Here is an 18,256-nt window from a genome sequence, read left to right on the forward strand (position 1 = left end):
GCTGTGGCCCCGGGAACCGCGGATTCCGGGGCCACAGCTGTACGTTCGCGCTTGTCTCGCGGGGGTGTTTGCGGGTGCCGGGGATCAGTATCCGGAGGTCCCGATGAAGACGTTGATGAACGCGAAGAAGATGCTCGCCACTACGGCCACGTAGAGCAGGGCCACGATGATCCAGCCGTAGTCGCCCAGCACCTTCACCAGTCCTGCCGGTGCCGGGATGACGCCGTGCACCACATTGCGGATGGTCACGAAAACGAACAACGGGATCATGCATGCCCAGACCACCATGCAGAACGGGCACAGGATGTGGATGGCGTAGAGCGCCTGAGACCACAGCCAGACAATGAAGACGAAGCCCAGGGTCACGCCAACCTGCAGGCCGATCCAGTACCAGCGCGCCAGCTTGGCACCCGCGAACAGTGCCATCGCCGTCGTGATGATCACCGCGAACGCCACGATCCCGATGAACATGTTGGGGAAGCCGAACACCGAACTCTGCGGGGTTTTCATCACGTCTCCGCAGGAGATCCACGGGTTGATGTCGCAGACTGTCGCATGGTTGGGGTTGGCCAGAACCTGGAGCTTCTCAAGAACCAGGGCACCGGATGCCAGCCAGGCGATGGCGCCTGTCAGCAGCAGGAGCCAGGCAAACGGAACATCCCGTGACATCCTTGGCAGTTCCGCCTCCGCCCGGGAGGGTCCGCTTGCGGAGGCACTTACGGGGGCCAGGTTGTCGCTGGCGGGGCTTGGCATGGGTGATGGTCCCTTTCTGGTTGCCGCGCGGGTGCCCGGCGCTGCTCAGCTCCGGAACCGGTCTTGGGAGGATTGTAGCGCCGCCGCCTTGGCGCAACTCCCAGATGGAAGCGGACACTTCCGTGCATCACGGCAGGGGTGTGAGAGAATGAACGTGGCCGGAGCCCGTTCCACATGCGGAATCCGGTCCGGCATCTTGCTCCCAAGACCGCCAGCCCTGAGCAGGGCATGCCCGGAACTGAGATCCCCGGCACGCCCGCCAAGGCATGGGACGGCACCTCGTTGTGGTACTAGAACAACGGGTTCGCAGCAGAGCCGGCTTTCCGCGATTGCCGCACCCCCACGCTGGTGCGAACCGGAAAGACAACTGACGACTTCTGTCAACGCCTGCGGGTATTGACAATATGTGCCCCACTGGGCGCCGGATGTGGCGGTTGCACAAGGGCAGGAGTGTTGCCACTTATGGATAACGATCAAGCAGTACCCGCCGCGGAAGACGCGGCAACGGCAGCCGAAGAGGCACCGAAGAAGACCACCCGGACCCGGCGCAAGGCCGCTCCGAAGACAGAAGCCCCGGCCGAAGCCGTGGCGGCTCCGGACACGGATGCGGAACCGGAAGAAGCGCCCAAGGCTCCTGTCCGGCGCAGCCGGGCCCGCAAGAAGGTAGAGACGCCTGAACTGCTTCCGGCCTTCGCCGAAACCGGCGCTGAAGCCGTCTCCGAACCACCAGCCACCTCCGAATCACCGGTCGAAGCGGAGGCTGCCCCCGAAAAGCCGGTCCGCCGTCGTCGGACCAGCAAGGCCAAGGCGGCAAGCGAGGAGGCTGTCCCGGCTGAAGAGGCACCTGAAACGCCGGCGGCCGTCGTCGAAGCGGCGGAAGCACCCGAGGCGGAGGCTCCTGCTGTGGAAGCTGTGGCCGAAGAAGAGGCCGCCCCCGAAGAAGAGACTGCTTCCGCGGAAGCAGCAAGCCCCCTCGCGTCCCTCTTCCTGGAACCCGCATCCGTCACGTCCATGATCTTCCAGGCGCCGGACCTGAGCACTGTTGTCCGCCAGGCGCCCCCCGCCGCCGCAGAAGAGGACGAGGCGGAAGAGAGCGACGAGGATAGCGACCTCGACGAGGCGGGCAACCGCCGCCGTCGCCGCAGCCGCGGCCGGCGTGGCCGCCGCAGCGTCGAACGCGAAGACGGAGGCGAAGAGGACGCCGCAGGAGACGAGGGCGAGGCCGAGGCAGGCGAGGCCCTTGAAGACGGCGTCACCTCGCGCCGCCGGCGCCGCCGTCGCCGCGGCGACCAGGATCTGGAGCTGAGCGGCGGCGGGGAAGACGACCCGCCCAACACCGTGACCCGGGTCCGTGCCCCGCGCACCCACACCGAAAGCGCCGGACCGGACCGCGTCACAAGCGTCAAGGGCTCCACCCGCCTGGAGGCAAAGAAGCAGCGCCGCCGCGAATCCCGCGAAACCGGACGCCGCCGCCAGGTCATCACCGAGGCCGAGTTCCTGGCCCGCCGTGAATCCGTGGACCGCCAGATGATCGTGCGCCAGCGCGACGACAGGATCCAGATCGGTGTCCTGGAAGACGGCGTGCTGGCCGAGCATTTCGTGTCCAAGACCCAGCAGGATTCCCTGATCGGCAACGTCTACCTGGGCAAGGTCCAGAACGTCCTGCCGTCGATGGAAGCTGCGTTCGTCGACATCGGACGCGGCCGGAACGCCGTCCTGTATGCCGGCGAGGTCAACTGGGATGCCGTCACGCTCGAAGGCAAGCCACGCCGCATCGAGAACGCCCTGAAGTCGGGCGACTCGGTGCTGGTGCAGGTCACCAAGGACCCCGTGGGCCACAAGGGTGCGCGCCTGACCAGCCAGATCTCCCTTCCGGGACGTTACCTCGTGTACGTGCCGGGCGGTTCCATGACGGGCATATCCCGCAAACTGCCGGACGTCGAACGCAACCGGCTCAAGCGGATCCTCAAGGACCGCCTCCCGGAGAATGCCGGCGTGATCGTCCGCACTGCGGCCGAAGGCGCTTCCGAGGAAGAGCTGACGCACGACATCAACCGCCTGCGCGCCCAGTGGGAGGGGATCGAAGGCCAGTCGTCCTCCAACAAGGTCCTGGCCCCGGAACTGCTCTACGGCGAACCTGACCTCACCATCAAGGTTGTCCGTGACGTCTTCAACGAGGACTTCTCCAAGCTGATCGTCTCCGGCGAAGAGGCATGGGACACCATCGAGGCTTATGTCACCTACGTGGCCCCGGACCTGGTGGGCCGCCTGGAAAAGTGGACATCCGGGCAGGACATCTTCTCGGCTTGGCGCGTGGACGAGCAGATCCACAAGGCCCTGGAACGCAAGGTGTTCCTGCCTTCCGGTGGTTCCCTGGTGATTGACCGTACCGAAGCCATGACCGTGGTGGACGTCAACACCGGCAAGTTCACCGGCAGCGGCGGCAACCTCGAAGAGACCGTCACGAAGAACAACCTCGAAGCGGCCGAAGAGGTGGTCCGCCAGCTGCGCCTGCGCGACATCGGCGGCATCATCGTGATCGACTTCATCGACATGGTGCTCGAATCCAACCGCGACCTCGTCCTGCGCCGCCTGGTGGAATGCCTGGGCCGTGACCGCACTAAGCACCAGGTGGCGGAAGTGACGTCCCTGGGCCTGGTCCAGATGACGCGCAAGCGCATGGGCACGGGCCTGCTGGAAGTCTTCGGCGAGCAGTGCGAAACCTGCGCCGGCCGGGGCGTGGTCACCCACGACGAGCCGGTGGAGCATCGCCGCGCCAACGTGGTGGCGGCCGAACACCATCGCCCGCACATCGAAACCCAGCAGCCTGCCCGCACTGAGCGCAAGCGCCGCCGCGGCAAGGGCGGGGGTCAGCCCGCCGTCGAGGCCCCGCCGGTTGCTCCCGTGCCGGAGGGTGCAGATGTTCAGCGTCAGGCCAAGGCCGACGCGACGCGCGCCGCGTTTGCCAACATCGCCGCCGCGGCGCACGCTGCGCACCTGCACGACGAGGAACTTCAGCACGCCGCCGAAGCCCAGGCTGCCGTCGCCGTCGCGGACGTGTCCGACGCCGGGTCTCCGGCTGCCGATGCCGCTCCTGCTGCTGCCTCGGACGCTCCGGTGCTGCCGGTCCTGCGTTTCGGCGGGGAGGAAGTGGCCCTGCCGCTTGGCGTCCATCACGAGGAACCCGTGCGCAACGAACCTGCGATGAGCCTTGACCTGTTGGCGCAGGCCTTCGCCGGACTTGGCCGGCCTGCTTCCGAAGAAACCGCTGCCAATGGTGCTGCTGCAGAGGCGCTGGCAGAGGGTGGCGCCGAAGATCGCCCGCGGGGACGCCGGAGCCGGCGCAGCCGCAGCGCGAGCCGTGCCCAAGGCGCTGCCAACGCAACCACTGTGGAACAGCGCGGGATGTCTGCGGCCAGTGGCGGCACCGCCCACGAGGCCAAGGTCCCTGTAAAGCAGCCGGACAGCGCGACGCAGCCGCAAAAGAAGGCCGATGAACCGATAATCCTCGGCGTAGGCGTTCCCAAGTCCGAGCTCTAGGAATCCTTGAAGGCCCCGGTGCCCCCGCTTTGATTGCGGGGGCGCCGGGGCTTTCCTGTTCCCGATGGTCTTATTCCCGGGCGCTCCGGGGGGCCGTCTAGACTTGGTTCCCTGACACGGGGTGCCGCGCACCGATGCCGGCTGAGACCAGACCCGTTGAACCTGCCCGGTTAGTACCGGCGAAGGGATGTCCGCTTCATGGCACTCGCACCACTCACCCCTGTCTATCCGGTTGACGCCGCTGCTGCCCGGCCGCCCCGCGTGCTGAGCATCGCCGGGTCCGATCCGTCCGGCGGGGCCGGAATCCAGGCGGACCTCAAAAGCATCGCGGCCAACGGCGGATACGGCATGGCTGCCATCACTGCGCTGACGGCACAGAACACCAAGGGCGTGCGCTCCGTCCATGTTCCTCCGGTCGAATTCCTGCGCGAACAATTGGACGCGGTCAGCGACGACATCACGGTGGACGCCGTCAAGATCGGCATGCTGGGCGACGCCGAGGTGATCGGGGAAGTCCGGCGCTGGCTCGTCAAGGTGCGGCCCGCCGTCGTCGTCATCGATCCGGTGATGATCGCCACCAGCGGCGACCGGCTGCTGGAAACTTCCGCCGAGGAAGCCCTCCGGGAACTGCTCCGGCTCGCGGACCTGATCACGCCGAACCTGCCCGAGCTGGCGATGCTGCTGGGCGAAGACGAGGCCCGCGACTGGGCTGCGGCATTGGCGCAGGGCAATCGCCTCGCTGCGTCCACCGGGAGCACCGTTCTGGTCAAGGGCGGACACCTGGCCGGCGAAGACTGCCCCGACGCCCTGGTGAACACCTCCGGCCTGCTCAGCCAGGATGTGGTGGAGGTTCCGGGGCCGCGCATTGCCACAAGCAACAGCCATGGCACCGGATGCTCGCTCTCGTCCGCGATGGCTACGGCCAAGGCCCGGCTGGGCAGCTGGGAGGAGGCCCTTCGCGAGGTGAAGCCCTGGCTGCAGGAAGCACTCGCCCGTTCAGAGGTGCTGGAAGTGGGCCAGGGCAACGGACCCGTCCACCATTTCCACGGACAGGAAAGGCTCCGGCCCGGTGGCTTCGCCGCGCAGCTGTGGGACGCGGCGGAGCTGGAACTTGCCGAGATCCACGCGCTGGAGTTCATCGGCGGCCTGCAGTCCGGTGCGCTATCGAAAGGACACTTCGGCTACTACCTGGCCCAGGACGCCCTCTACCTGAACGGCTACTCCAGGGTCCTGGCCCGGGCCGGGGCATTGGCGCCGAGCGAAGATGAACAGCTGTTTTGGGCGAAGGGTTCCCAACAGTGCCTGGAAGTCGAATCGGAGCTGCACCGGAACTGGCTCGGCGGCCGGATGGCCACGGAGGCCGGCCCCGTCACGAAGGCCTATGTGGACCACCTGCTCGCGGCCTCCGCATCGGGCAGCTACGGGGTGCTGGTCGCGGCCATCCTGCCGTGCTACTGGCTCTACGCCGAGGTCGGCCAGCGCCTGCACCATGAATTTGTCGCAGCCGGGGAGCCATCCGGCCACCCCTACGCGGACTGGCTGCGGACTTACGCGGATGAAGCCTTCGCCGAGGCCACGCGGAAGGCGATCGACGTCGTCGACGGTGCCGCACGTGCGGCGTCCGCCGCTGAACGGGCCGCCATGCACGAAGCATTCGCGCAGTCCTGCCGCTACGAGACTGCGTTCTTCGACGCCCCGAGGCTGCACGCCTGAGCGTGTCGGAGCGTGCCTGCACAGCTGGAGCGCCCGGAAACGGTAAGCTTGACGGGCACGGTACCGGATGGCGGCTTGGCCGCTGTGGCAGCCATCACATGGCACGTTCCGGACCCGGCCTCATTTGCAGCCGAAGGCGAAACTAGCGTAATCTGGATCTTCGGTGCTTACGCCAACACTTGGGTTATGCCCCCTGGATCTGTTCAGGGATGACTCACGGGCTTCTTTCCGAAGTTCACGGCGTTGAGGCACAGCGCGAATCAGGACCGCAATGGCTCCGGGGTTCCGCACGCAAATTTTGTAAGAAACGTCGAGAGAAGTGAGTGCCCAAGTGGTGTACGCGATTGTCCGCGCAGGCGGCCGCCAAGAAAAGGTTTCCGTTGGAGACTACGTAACCCTCAACCGCGTCCCCGGTGAAGTCGGAAGCACCTTCGAGTTGCCCGCACTGCTCCTGGTAGACGGCGACAAGGTCACCTCCGCTGCTGCGGACCTGGCCAAGGTCAAGGTTACGGCTGAGATCCTCGAAGACCTCCGTGGTCCGAAGATCGTCATCCAGAAGTTCAAGAACAAGACCGGCTACAAGAAGCGCCAGGGTCACCGTCAGGAACTGACCAAGATCAAGATCACCGGCATCAAGTAACCACTGGTTGCTTTCCGGGTTTCACCAGATTTCCCAAGAACCTTAGAGGCAGGCATTTCAAATGGCACATAAAAAGGGCGCGAGCTCCACTCGCAACGGTCGTGACTCCAACGCACAGCGCCTCGGCGTGAAGCGCTTCGGCGGCCAGGTTGTTTCCGCCGGCGAGATCATCGTCCGCCAGCGCGGCACCCACTTCCACCCGGGCGCAGGCGTCGGTCGCGGTGGCGACGACACCCTGTTCGCTCTGCAGGCCGGTGCTGTCGAATTCGGCACCCGTCGCGGCCGCCGTGTCGTGAACATCGTTGCTGCTGCAGCTGCAGAGTAACAACACATTCTGAGCGGGTGGAGCGGGCCGGACGGCCCCCTCCACTTGTCTTTTAACAGCATTAGAATCTTTTAGAGTTTTTGCATACACAGAGGAGAAAATCGTGGCCACCTTCGTAGACCGGGTAGTACTTCACGTATCCGGCGGAACAGGCGGCCACGGCTGTGTATCGGTCAAGCGGGAGAAGTTCAAGCCGCTCGGCGGTCCCGACGGCGGTAACGGCGGCAACGGCGGCGACGTCATCCTGCGCGTCGACGGCCAGACCACTACCTTGCTCGACTACCACCACGCCCCGCACCGGCACGCCACGAACGGCGGCCCGGGCATGGGTGACTGGCGCGGCGGCAAGAACGGCGAGACGCTGGTGCTCCCCGTGCCGGACGGCACGGTGGTCAAGAGCAAGGACGGCACCGTGCTGGCCGACCTCGTCGGCATCGGGGCCGAGTACCTGGCTGCCGCAGGCGGCATCGGCGGACTTGGCAACGCCTCGTTGTCGTCCCAGAAGCGCAAGGCTCCCGGGTTCGCGCTGCTCGGCATCGAAGGCGAAGCCAGCGACATCGTCCTGGAACTGAAATCGATCGCCGACATTGCCCTGGTCGGTTTCCCCTCGGCCGGCAAGTCCAGCCTGATCGCCGCCATGTCCGCCGCCCGGCCGAAGATCGCCGACTACCCCTTCACCACCCTCGTCCCGAACCTGGGCGTGGTCCAGGCCGGCGATGTCCGCTTCACCATCGCCGACGTCCCTGGCCTCATTGAGGGCGCCAGCGAGGGCAGGGGACTGGGCCATAACTTCCTGCGCCACGTCGAGCGCTGTGCCGCCCTCGTCCATGTCCTGGACTGCGGAACGCTCGAATCGGACCGGGACCCCCTGTCCGACCTCGCGATCATCGAGGCCGAGCTCGAGAAATACGCCGTGGACATGAGCTATGCCGGTGTGGACGGCGAGGTGGTTCCGCTCAACGAACGCCCGAAGCTCGTGGTGCTGAACAAGGTGGACCTGCCCGACGGCAAGGACATGGCCGAGTTCGTGCGCCCGGACCTTGAAGCCCGCGGCTACCGCGTTTTCGAGGTTTCCGCCACCAGCCACGAGGGCCTGCGTTCCCTGAGCTTTGCGATGGCCGGGATCGTCCAGGCTGCGCGCGACGCCGTGCAGGCCGCGCCGCCGAAGGTGGCTGCACCGGTGCTGCGCCCGCGCGCAGTCAACGAGACCGGCTTCACCATCCGCCGCGAGGAAAAGAACCTTGAGCCGCTCTTCCGCGTGCTCGGCGAGAAGCCCGTGCGCTGGGTCAAGCAGACCGACTTCACCAACGAAGAAGCTATCGGCTACCTGGCCGACCGCCTGGCCAAGCTCGGCATCGAGACCGAACTCTTCAAGATGGGTGCCAAGCCCGGCGACACCGTGGTGATCGGTGGCGAGGACGGTGTCGTCTTCGACTGGGAGCCCACCATGATGGCCGGCGCCGAACTCCTTGCCACTCCGCGCGGCACCGACATCCGAATCGCTGACATCGGCGATCGCCCCACCCGTTCCCAGAAGCGCGAGGAACAGATCGAACGCCGCGAGGCGAAGGCCGCTGCGCGCGCCGAACTCGAGGCAGAGCGCAAGGCGGGCATCTGGACGGAGTCCGTCAGCCGCCGTCGTGCTGCCCGCCCGGTGAGCGAAAGCGGCCTGGAAGACGGCAATGACGACTAGCGCGCAGGCGCGGCCCGTCGCTGCGGAACCTGCCGGCCGTGAGGCGCTGGCAGCGGCCAGGCGGATCGTGGTCAAGGTCGGTTCCTCCTCGCTCACCAGCATCAAGGGCGGCATCTCCGAACGCTCCCTGACAGCGCTCGTCGATGCCCTTGCGCGCAAGCGCAATGCGGGCAGTGAAATCATCCTGGTTTCCTCGGGGGCCATCGCTGCCGGGCTCGCGCCTTTGGGCCTGGCCAAGCGGCCCAAGGACCTCGCCACCCAGCAGGCCGCGGCCAGTGTGGGTCAGGGCCTGCTGATGGCCCGCTACACCCAGGCGTTCTCGGCTCACGGCGTGACAGTGAGCCAGGTGCTGCTCACGGCAGATGACCTCATGCGGCGCACCCAGCACAGCAACGCCTACCGGGCGCTGGACCGGCTGCTGAACCTCGGCGTGGTGCCGGTCGTGAACGAAAACGACACCGTGGCCACGCACGAGATCCGCTTCGGCGACAACGACCGCCTGGCCGCCCTCGTGGCGCACCTGGTGCGCGCGGACGCGCTCGTGCTCCTGTCCGACGTCGACGCCCTTTACGACGGTCCGCCGGCCAAGGGGGCTAAGCGCATCCCCTTGGTTACCGGCCCCGCGGACCTCGAAGGGGTGACGATCGGCAAGGCCGGCAAGGCCGGCGTCGGGACAGGCGGCATGATGACCAAAGTCGAGGCTGCCACCATCGCGGCCGGCTCCGGGATCCACGCCCTCGTCACCTCCACCGCCAACGCGGCAGCGGCACTGGCAGGGGAGGACGTGGGAACTTGGTTCTCGGTCAATGCCGGACGCAAGCCGGTCCGGCTGCTGTGGCTGGCGCACCTTGCTTCCGTGCGCGGCCGCCTGGTGCTCGACGACGGTGCGGTCCGGGCCGTGCGCGACCGCCACACCTCGCTGCTGCCCGCCGGAATTTCTTCCGTTGCCGGAGACTTCGAGGCCGGCGACCCCGTGGAAATGGTGGCCGGCGACGGAACCGTGATCGCCCGCGGCCTGGTTAACTACTCCGCGGAGGAGCTTCCGCGGATGCTTGGCCGTTCCACCAAGGAACTAGCGAAGGAACTCGGCAGCGGATATGACCGCGTGGTTGTCCATGTTGACGACCTCGTGCTGGTCACGTCGGCCGGCTCCACTAAACTTGGAGCATGACTGAAGCACTGACTCCCCATGCCGTTTCCGACGCAGCAACCACCGGAACTCTTTCCGGTGCCGTTCCGCCTGCGGGAACCCCGGAGTCACTGACGCCGCAGGAGCTTGAGGCTGCGGTCCACGCGATCGCCGACCGCTCCCGCAAAGCCGCCCGCCGGATGGCGCAGGCCAACCGGGCCTGGAAGGACCGGGCGCTGCGTGCAATCGCCGACGCCCTGGTGGGCCAACAGGCCGCCATCCTCGCCGCGAATGCCAAGGATGTCGAGGCAGGCCGCGCCAACGGCACGTCCAAGGCCCTGCTGGACCGGCTTACCCTGAACCCCGCACGCATCGAGGGGCTCGTGGCCGCCCTGGAAAACCTTGCCGGCCTGCCTGATCCCGTGGGTAACGTCGTGCGCGGCCAGACCCTGCCCAACGGCCTGCGTCTGCGCCAGGTCAACGTGCCCATGGGTGTCGTGGCAGCGATCTACGAGGCGCGTCCCAACGTCACCGTGGACATCGCCGGCCTTGCGCTGAAGAGCGGCAACGCAGTGATCCTGCGCGGAGGTTCGGCTGCGGCTCGCACCAACGCAGCCCTCGTGGTGATCCTGCGCGAGGCGCTGGAGTCGGTGGGCCTGCCCGCCGACGCCGTCCAGAGCGTTGACCAGTTCGGCCGCGAAGGCGCCAACGTGCTGATGCGCGCCCGCGGCCGCGTCGACGTCCTCATCCCGCGCGGTGGCCGGGACCTCATCCAGACGGTCGTGAACAACTCCTCCGTGCCGGTCATCGAAACCGGTGAGGGAAACGTGCACATCTTCATCGACGAATCGGCCGGCGAGGAAATGGCCGTGGACATCCTGCTCAACGCCAAGACCCAGCGGCCCAGCGTCTGCAATACGGTGGAGACCCTCCTGGTCCACTCGGGATCCACGGTGCTGCCCGCCGTCGCCTCCGCACTGAAGGCTGCCGGAGTGACACTGCACGTCGATGATCGTGTGGCACAGGCACTTGCGGGCAAGGTGGAGACCGTGCCGGCCGACGATGACGACTGGGCCACCGAGTACATGGACCTGGATCTCGCCGTGGCCATGGTGGACAACCTGGACGCCGCGGTGAGCCACATCCGCAAGTGGACTACCGGTCACACCGAGGCGATCCTGACGAACAACCTCGCCAACGCCGAGAAGTTCATTGCCGAGATTGACTCCGCGGCCGTGATCGTCAACGCCTCCACCCGTTTCACCGACGGCGGGGAACTGGGCCTGGGTGCCGAGGTGGGCATCTCGACCCAGAAGCTCCACGCACGCGGCCCCATGGGCCTGACGGAACTGACCACCACCAAATGGATCGTCCAGGGCGAGGGCCAGGTCCGCGCCTAAGCCACACTGGTACGGCGGGCATCGCCGTAACGCCAACGCTGTAACATAGAACAGAAGTCCGGGACGGCGGGAGGATCCGCCGTCGAAATCCTTTGAACCACTAGGGGAGAACATGCAGTTTCACCAGATCGCCATTTCGATTGCCGCGCAGGGTGGCGAAGGTGGCCATGAGGAACTGGCGCCGCTGTGGGCTGAACCGTGGGTGTTCGGTGTTTCGATGTTCGCCATCCTGTGCGTGCTGATGTTCGTGACCCTGTCCTACACCAACCTGGGCAACCGCCACGAGCCCGTCGACGAGCACTCCGATCCGCACCGCCAGCACCCGGCCAAGCACTCAGGGTTTGGCCACTAAGATTTCCGCTGCAAAACCCTTCGAGGTCACGGGGCGCAGGGTCCGCCTTGGCGTGATGGGTGGGACGTTCGATCCCATCCATCACGGCCACTTGGTTGCCGCGAGCGAGGTTGCGGCCAAGTTCCATCTGGACGAGGTAGTCTTCGTGCCCACGGGACAGCCGTGGCAGAAGTCCAGCAGGCAGGTCAGTGAGCCCGAACACCGCTACCTCATGACGGTGATCGCCACGGCATCGAACCCGAACTTCACGGTCAGCCGCGTGGACGTGGACCGTCCCGGTCCCACGTTCACCATCGACACCCTGCGTGACTTGCGCGCACAGCGCCCCGACGCCGACCTCTTCTTCATCACCGGCGCGGATGCCTTGGCCCAGATCCTGTCCTGGAAGGACGTGGATGAGCTCTGGGAGTTGGCGCATTTCGTGGGCGTCACCAGGCCCGGCCACGTGCTCGATGACATGGGCAGGGAGGACGTCAGCCTTCTCGAAGTTCCGGCCATGGCGATTTCCTCAACTGATTGCCGTGCCCGCGTCGCCGATGGAAACCCCGTGTGGTACCTCGTCCCCGACGGAGTGGTGCAGTACATCGCCAAGTATGGCCTTTACGCGGACAAGCAGTCCGCAGAGTCCATGCCGTCATTGACCGGACCAGCCCGCCGAGCACTTACTGAGTGAGTTTGAATGAGCCAGGAACAGCCCCCCATCCCTAGCCGGCGTGAGCTTCGTCGAGCCCGGGAACAGCACCTGGAACAAACGGCGCCGGCCAGTCCGGCCACCGAGGGCGCAGCCGCCGAGGCTCCGAAGAAGTCCGGCCCTGAAACCAAACGCGTCCGGCGGGTCGCCGACGTTCCTTTGGACGCGCCGACCAGCGCGGAGCGTTCGTCTCAGATCCGGGCGAGAGATCGCGCGGCGCTGCGGGCCATCAAGGAACTCGCGGACAAGGAAGGGCAGCTGTCCAAGGGCGGCCCACCCACGCGCAGGCAGCTCAGGCTCCACCAGCTCCAGGAGGAACTGGCTCCGGGTACGTCAATGATCCCGGTGATCGCTCCAGCCGCGGCGGCACCTTCTGCCGACGCGCCGGCCACAGCGATCCCGGTTGTGCCGGGCGCTGTTCCGGCCGGCGACGACGGGAAGCCTGCGCAGGCAGGTCCGTTCCGCACCGCTCCCGACGGCGCCATCCGGGTCACTGCCGGGCCCCCGGTTCCAGTCCCGGAAGCTTCCGCGAAGAAACCGGAGATGTCCGTGGAGCAGGCGCTTGCCGCCCGCGAACTGCTGACCGCCCAGGCCCGCAACCAGGCCAACAAGGTTGAACATATCGCCTCGCTGGAGGACACCTCCCGGGCGGCGGCTGAAGCGCAGGCTGGGGCAGACGCCGCCGAGGACCAGCAGGCCCTCGCCCGGCAGATTGCCCAGGCCGAGCGTGAGGCCATCCTCAACAAGCGTGCCGAAGCCAAGCAGAAGCTCGCCGAACAGGCAGGGCGTCCCGCAACGCTCAAGACAGGTCCGGCAACGGCGAACAACCTGGCCATGGTGACGCCGCTTGAGTTCATCAAGGTTCCCGGCGTCGACCGGCCCATGATGAAGGCTCCGGCAACCAGCTTCGTCCCGTTGGTCACTTCCGCTGGACCGAAACTGGACAAGGAACAGGTATCAGCCGCGAAGCAGCGCAAGCGGGGCCGGGCTTCGGTCTTGGCCCGCGCCGAAGCCGCCGCAAAGGCGGGACGGATGCGCACGGCGGGGGACGCCGTCGTCGACTCCGGGGACGGGTCGCCGGCAGCGCCCGTCTCCGCACGCAATGCCTATGGCCTCGAACCGCTCGACGCCGCAACCGCCGGCTTGGCCCGGGCACGCCGCCAGCAGCTGCTGATCCTTTGCCTGGCCGTCATCGCCGCTGCCGCCGTCATCGCCGGCATTGTGTTTCTCGCCGGCGGTATGTCCCACTGAGTTCCCAAAACGTTGGCAGGCGCCTGCCTGCACCCTATTGAACACCACACAAGGAGTCCCGTGACTGCACATGAATCATCCATCGTCTTGGCCCGCCATGCCGCCCGCGCGGCAGCCGACAAGCTCGCCGAGGACATCGTTGCCCTGGACGTCAGCGAACGCCTCGCCCTCACCGACGTGTTCCTGATCGCCTCCGCGCCCACCGAGCGCCAGGTCAACGCCATCGTCGACGGCATCGAAGAGGAACTGCTCAAGCAGGACCTGCGGCCCGTGCGCCGCGAGGGCCGTTCCGAAGGCCGCTGGGTCCTCCTGGACTACGCGGACATCGTGGTGCACGTCCAGCACAGCGAAGACCGGGTGTTCTACGCCTTGGAGCGCCTCTGGAAGGACTGCCCGGTGGTGGACCTTGAGCTCAACGGCAAGGACCGCGGCACGCCTGCCCTTCAGGAAGGCGCCTGAACCCGAACCCCGGAATGACGGGGCGGAACGGCCAAAGTATGCCCGATTTGGAATTTTCGGAAAGGCTGTTCTAAGATATTGGAGTTGCTTCGCCGAAAGGCAGGGCGGGAGAGACTTTTCCCAAGTCTTTCTGCGTTGAGGGAGCAGCGAAAATATGGGGGTATGGCGCAGTTGGTAGCGCGTCTGCATGGCATGCAGAAGGTCAGGGGTTCGAATCCCCTTACCTCCACCACAGTGGTCTTATTCGAAAAATTGGCATGACAAATGCCTCTGAATAGGTCCTGAACGAGCACTGAAGGGAACCGTCAGATTTGGCGGTTCCCTTTTTCGTGTCGGTGGAGATCTTGTGGGAGTCGCGGGTTCGCTCAAGTGCTTCTTCCATCCCTAAGGGCCTGATAGCCCTGTGCTGTGGCAGCGAGCGCGGCAAGAGCGACAGCAACCTGGCCGGCATCGTCGCGACCATCATTGCCGCCACTGCACGTGTGTGGTCCAAGATCGGGGCGCTCGGAGTCGCGGTAGTCGGCGCCGTCGCCCTGCTGGACTAGATGTAGTGCTGCTGGCCATGCGCCAAGCTTTGATCATCCTGCTTATGGCGTTCCCGGATGCGACATGGCTCAGGGGGTCTGCTTCGTGAAGTCATTTCAAGTTGAGAATGAAACCAAAGACTATGCGCTGTCTGCCTTCATTTTTGGACTCATCGCGCTACCCGCTGCAGTCTCTGCGGTGATTCCGCTTGCTGGGATCCTAACGGGCCCACCATGTTTGATTTTTCTCCACTCTCGCGATCGTTCTCGGCGTCGTCGCACTTTACGTTCGTACGCATCGTCAAGTTTTTGCGAGTGCTCGGGTGAGATTTCCGTGAGGTCACTGGGGTGTTGTTACCTGTAGGTAGGCGTTCACTGAGTCCGGCTGGCTATCGAGGCCATAGGCAAGTCTCAGAAATGTTGTTTCCAATGAGGTTCATGTTGATATCGTTCTTGCGGCAATCATCGAGCAACAAAGCTGTGCACCACAATGCCTGTTGCGAAAATAGGCGGCGTGTTACGAGTGCTCCTTCCTGCGCAGGAAGATGGTCGGTGCTTGCTAATTCCCTGATGAGAAGTGGGCGCGCGGTCAGATCCGGGCTTCTGCTTGTCTCTAACGGCGCAGAGTGATCAATGTGAAGTGCCGCGTGGTAGATGGCAACACGGAGATATCTCGAGTCTGGGTAGGCGCCGACCTTTTTGAATGCGAATGTTTCAGAAAAGTGAGAGATCACGGCACGCTTTTCATCTGCATGCGATGCTGCGGCTTTCGCGGGAACAGATGCCGTTGACAATCCTCCGAGTCACTGGCAATCTCGGACCGATACTAGGAGGATCCTGGTGCGGGAGATAGCTGCATTGGCACACATCGATCTCTGTTGCGACGACAAGTTTGGACGGGCATCTGTTTGATGATGGCCTGAGGCGGAATATATGGAGGATGGTAAGCCTCGCCCATGCTGTCTCTGCCTTATCTGAATATCTGTAATTGAATGCTTGATAAGTGGGGGAAAGTGCAAGCACATCGAAGGATCTTTTCATGTCTGCTCGCGGCTGGAGTTTTGGCCGGCCTTGTTTCTGCTTGCGCGCCGTCTTCGGATGGTGCAAGCAGTGGGGCTGGGGCGACGCCGTCCAATGCGGCGCCTGGCACGTGCGTCGACTATCTCAAGCTTACTGCGGCACAACGTGATGAGGTGTTCAAGGGGAAGACCCTGAAGGTATACGGTGAGGCGGGGCTCACGGATACGCCAGCGAGCAAGGTCTACGACACGCAGTGCCCGGGCCAATCAGGCAACGGGCAGTCGCTTTCGGACATCGACAACTCGGCGACGGATCCCAACTGCAACCGCTTCCTGAAGCTCACATCAGTCCAGCAGCAGACGTGGATCCCGGCTCTGAGGCAAGAGCAATACTGGGGAATGGATCCGGCGTTGACCACAGCTGAGAATCTCGTAAGGGCCTGTAGGGACTTTGGAGCTCAAAACATGGTCCGCCTTTCCAATGAACTCAAGGGCATCACTTCGTATGCTTCGTGGGGCAGTGAGACCAAGCTCGGATTCACCTGGCGTTCCTCGATAGCCATTGGATCACCTAAGACTGGATCAGATGTGCAGGTACTTGGTGGCGGAACTTCAATGGACAACAAGCCGATTCCGACCTATTCTCCGGGGTCTGCTTGCGGCTTCGATCCAACGACGGATGCGGTTATCCCGCTGACTCTTTTCATGGCGAACACCACGGCCGGCCGAGACACGATTCCCACCGCAGCCAAGTGGAGCCTCAGCATCGTCAAGGGGGCCACTCCGGTGACCACCGCCTACCTTGAATCGAACTTCTCCGACAGCGGTACGAAGTGCTCCGACTCTGCCGACGCGACATCAGGCGCATCGATGGGAGTCAAGTACGCCGAAACCTCAGACTTCAGAGACGCGAATTCCTACTCAGTCGTCCTTAAGAACTGGATTTCTCCACGATACCCGGAAGGGGCCAAGCAGGATCTTGCAGCGTATGTATTAACTGCGCAGTCCGATTCAACCGGTTCTGAGGACCCTGTTCTGAACGCTGGCAGCGCATCCATTCTCCTTGATGGCTCGGTAAAGCCATGAGAGGGTCTTCGCCCGCTCCCCGGTCATCGCGGGCACTTCTCGCAGGCGTTGCCATTGCCTTTGCGATCGTCGGCAGCGGATGTCAGCAGGCATCCACAACCACTTCCGCTCCGGTCGCCACTCCCACGCAGGGAGCCAGTACGGCCACGGACACCCAGGCGCCGACGAAAGAGCCAACCCCGTCCCCCACAGCGACTGCCACCGTACTGGCCTCTGACCCAGGGAACGATGTTGTAGGGCACTTCTTCGTGAACCATGTGTTCATTGACAATGGACGACCATGGGTCCGCGGCGAAGCAGATCTCACGTTTCCGACCTTGGGCAAGGTTCAAGTCTCAGCGAAGAAGCTCTTCCCTGGCAGGGAGATTACCGGACAGGTGTACACGAGCATTGGCTCAGCGGCTCGACCGCTGATCGGCGCGGTCATCGAGTACCGACAGCCGGCTACAGGTTTAGATGAGCAGAAGTACAAAACCGATGTCGTGGCAGTCGACCCAGTGAACCTGAGCGTTTTGAAGGACACAGAGGTGCAGAGTCTGGACACGAGCACCTCAAATGACACCCCGCTGTCCGGTTCAATGTCGAACGTGATGGCCGTAAGCCTGCCATCAGGGGAGGACGGCATCACGAGAGGGTATGACGCTCTGACCGGCGCGCGAGTCTGGGAGCGCGGCGGGACGTTCTATCAAGCAGCTCTCGGGACAGTTGCTATGTGGAGTGACGGCAACGGCACCTATATGAATCAGTCATGCGCGAAGGCTACCGGGGTCGACGTTGCGACAGGACGAGATGTCTTCACGGTACAGACGGTCGACGTATGGCCTGAATGGTGTACGGAGGCCAGGGGGAGCACGGAGCTGGGCAGCCTTTTGCGGTTCTCGGGGAAGACAGCGCCTCGGTACGTTGATTTCCAAACCGGGACGGTAGTGAAAGCAGCCGGCAAACCTCTCATGGTCGACCCCGAACGCAGATTCATAGTCACTGACGTGGACGGAGCTATCCAGGTCGCCGAGTTGGCCACGGGAACGGTCAAGTGGCAACTGGGGAAGGATAAGGCATCGAAACTTCAGGCGCGGGCTCTTGGGTTCTACAATGGAAAGCTATATTTGCAAACTACTGACCAAAGTCCTGTCGTGGACGTTGCCACAGGAAAGACCATTGTTAATGTTGCGGCACGATACCCGATCGCCGTGATTGACGACTGGGTCGTGTTCAGCGACCGCGCCGTTGAACCAGCGTCAATGGCTAAGGGTGAGCCGACCGCCGCGACTCCCTCAGCAGGGGCTACCCCTGGTTCAACCTCGAGCTCCGGGTGGTCTACGTTGTCTCCGTCAGGAGGATGAGGCTGCTGGCCGCGCGTCTGAAGCAAATTGATGTCCGGGTTGGTTAGTACGATGCGGCCATGCCGACTCTGAAACGGAAGACCGGCCCACCAGGATGCGGTAGCACTCGGCTCGCTTTTGGCGGTGCCCGCGGCATATCAATATTCTGAGGGATCGCCGAAACTCGAGCCAATCTCGTACATTCGGGCGAGCTCTTTGATGCCCATCCCCGCTTTGTTATACGCGACCAGCTGCTGGACCTCCTCGGGCTTCATCTGCGGGAATCGGCGGGGGAGTGACGGCTCTATCGGAAGCTTGGCTTGGAACCCTTCTTATCAAGGAATGAAGATTGACAACCT

At 64.4% G+C, this 18,256-nt stretch carries 15 protein-coding genes, 1 tRNA gene and 1 riboswitch; of the genes, 15 read left to right on the plus strand and 1 reads right to left on the minus strand.

The features are described from left to right. Positions 1–84 precede the first annotated feature (84 nt). The gene (locus tag ACNQPB_RS13700) at positions 85–753 is read right to left on the minus strand and encodes a vitamin K epoxide reductase family protein (RefSeq protein ID WP_498752556.1); all 669 of its coding nucleotides are present in this window, start codon (positions 751–753) and stop codon (positions 85–87) included. Positions 754–1,215: 462 nt separating this feature from the next. Between ACNQPB_RS13700 and ACNQPB_RS13705 the strand changes: the two genes are divergently transcribed. The 15 genes from ACNQPB_RS13705 (at position 1,216) to ACNQPB_RS13775 (ending at position 17,918) form a co-directional block, all read left to right on the plus strand. Then, a complete protein-coding gene (locus tag ACNQPB_RS13705; protein WP_498752557.1) occupies positions 1,216–4,293 on the plus strand; it encodes an Rne/Rng family ribonuclease in 3,078 nt (1,025 codons plus the stop codon). A 107-nt stretch (positions 4,294–4,400) separates the two neighbouring features. Beyond that, positions 4,401–4,498: riboswitch (TPP riboswitch) on the plus strand. Then, a complete protein-coding gene (gene thiD / locus ACNQPB_RS13710) occupies positions 4,492–6,006 on the plus strand; it encodes a bifunctional hydroxymethylpyrimidine kinase/phosphomethylpyrimidine kinase (protein ID WP_498752559.1) in 1,515 nt (504 codons plus the stop codon). (Overlaps the previous riboswitch by 7 nt.) A 331-nt stretch (positions 6,007–6,337) precedes the next feature. Continuing rightward, positions 6,338–6,646, plus strand: coding sequence for a 50S ribosomal protein L21 (gene rplU, locus ACNQPB_RS13715; protein WP_498752829.1), 309 nt, complete (start codon positions 6,338–6,340; stop codon positions 6,644–6,646). A gap of 61 nt (positions 6,647–6,707) precedes the next feature. After that, positions 6,708–6,971, plus strand: a complete 264-nt coding sequence (gene rpmA, locus ACNQPB_RS13720) for a 50S ribosomal protein L27 (protein ID WP_070347479.1) — start codon at positions 6,708–6,710, stop codon at positions 6,969–6,971. 103 nt (positions 6,972–7,074) lie between these two features. Then, the gene (gene obgE / locus ACNQPB_RS13725; protein ID WP_498752561.1) at positions 7,075–8,664 is read left to right on the plus strand and encodes a GTPase ObgE; all 1,590 of its coding nucleotides are present in this window, start codon (positions 7,075–7,077) and stop codon (positions 8,662–8,664) included. Then, complete coding sequence (gene proB / locus ACNQPB_RS13730; protein ID WP_498752562.1) at positions 8,654–9,835, plus strand: glutamate 5-kinase; 1,182 nt, start codon at positions 8,654–8,656, stop codon at positions 9,833–9,835. Before obgE ends, proB begins: the two co-directional genes overlap by 11 nt. Further along, complete coding sequence (locus ACNQPB_RS13735) at positions 9,832–11,193, plus strand: glutamate-5-semialdehyde dehydrogenase (RefSeq protein ID WP_498752564.1); 1,362 nt, start codon at positions 9,832–9,834, stop codon at positions 11,191–11,193. The genes proB and ACNQPB_RS13735 overlap by 4 nt, the downstream gene beginning before the upstream one ends. Before the next feature lie 112 nt (positions 11,194–11,305). Beyond that, positions 11,306–11,545 (plus strand): hypothetical protein, encoded by a 240-nt coding sequence (locus tag ACNQPB_RS13740; protein WP_498752565.1) that lies wholly within the window; start codon positions 11,306–11,308, stop codon positions 11,543–11,545. Between the two features lies 1 nt (position 11,546). Next, complete coding sequence (gene nadD / locus ACNQPB_RS13745) at positions 11,547–12,218, plus strand: nicotinate-nucleotide adenylyltransferase (protein ID WP_498752831.1); 672 nt, start codon at positions 11,547–11,549, stop codon at positions 12,216–12,218. 6 nt (positions 12,219–12,224) lie between these two features. After that, positions 12,225–13,487: a hypothetical protein gene (locus tag ACNQPB_RS13750; RefSeq protein ID WP_498752567.1), complete on the plus strand. Its 1,263-nt coding sequence runs from the start codon at positions 12,225–12,227 to the stop codon at positions 13,485–13,487. A gap of 60 nt (positions 13,488–13,547) precedes the next feature. Next, positions 13,548–13,946 carry a ribosome silencing factor gene (gene rsfS, locus ACNQPB_RS13755; RefSeq protein ID WP_498752568.1) on the plus strand — a complete coding sequence of 133 codons (399 nt, stop codon included), beginning with the start codon at positions 13,548–13,550 and terminating at the stop codon, positions 13,944–13,946. A gap of 156 nt (positions 13,947–14,102) precedes the next feature. Then, positions 14,103–14,178 (plus strand) — tRNA-Ala (locus ACNQPB_RS13760). A gap of 79 nt (positions 14,179–14,257) precedes the next feature. Then, on the plus strand, positions 14,258–14,491 hold the full coding sequence (locus tag ACNQPB_RS13765) for a hypothetical protein (RefSeq protein WP_498752570.1): 234 nt from the start codon (positions 14,258–14,260) through the stop codon (positions 14,489–14,491). A 971-nt stretch (positions 14,492–15,462) separates the two neighbouring features. After that, positions 15,463–16,575 carry a hypothetical protein gene (locus ACNQPB_RS13770; RefSeq protein ID WP_498752572.1) on the plus strand — a complete coding sequence of 371 codons (1,113 nt, stop codon included), beginning with the start codon at positions 15,463–15,465 and terminating at the stop codon, positions 16,573–16,575. 317 nt (positions 16,576–16,892) lie between these two features. Continuing rightward, a complete protein-coding gene (locus ACNQPB_RS13775) occupies positions 16,893–17,918 on the plus strand; it encodes a hypothetical protein (protein WP_498752574.1) in 1,026 nt (341 codons plus the stop codon). The last annotated feature ends 338 nt before the right edge of the window (positions 17,919–18,256 follow it).

This window comes from Curtobacterium sp. LFS079, assembly GCF_047977865.1.
GTDB lineage: Bacteria > Actinomycetota > Actinomycetes > Actinomycetales > Micrococcaceae > Arthrobacter.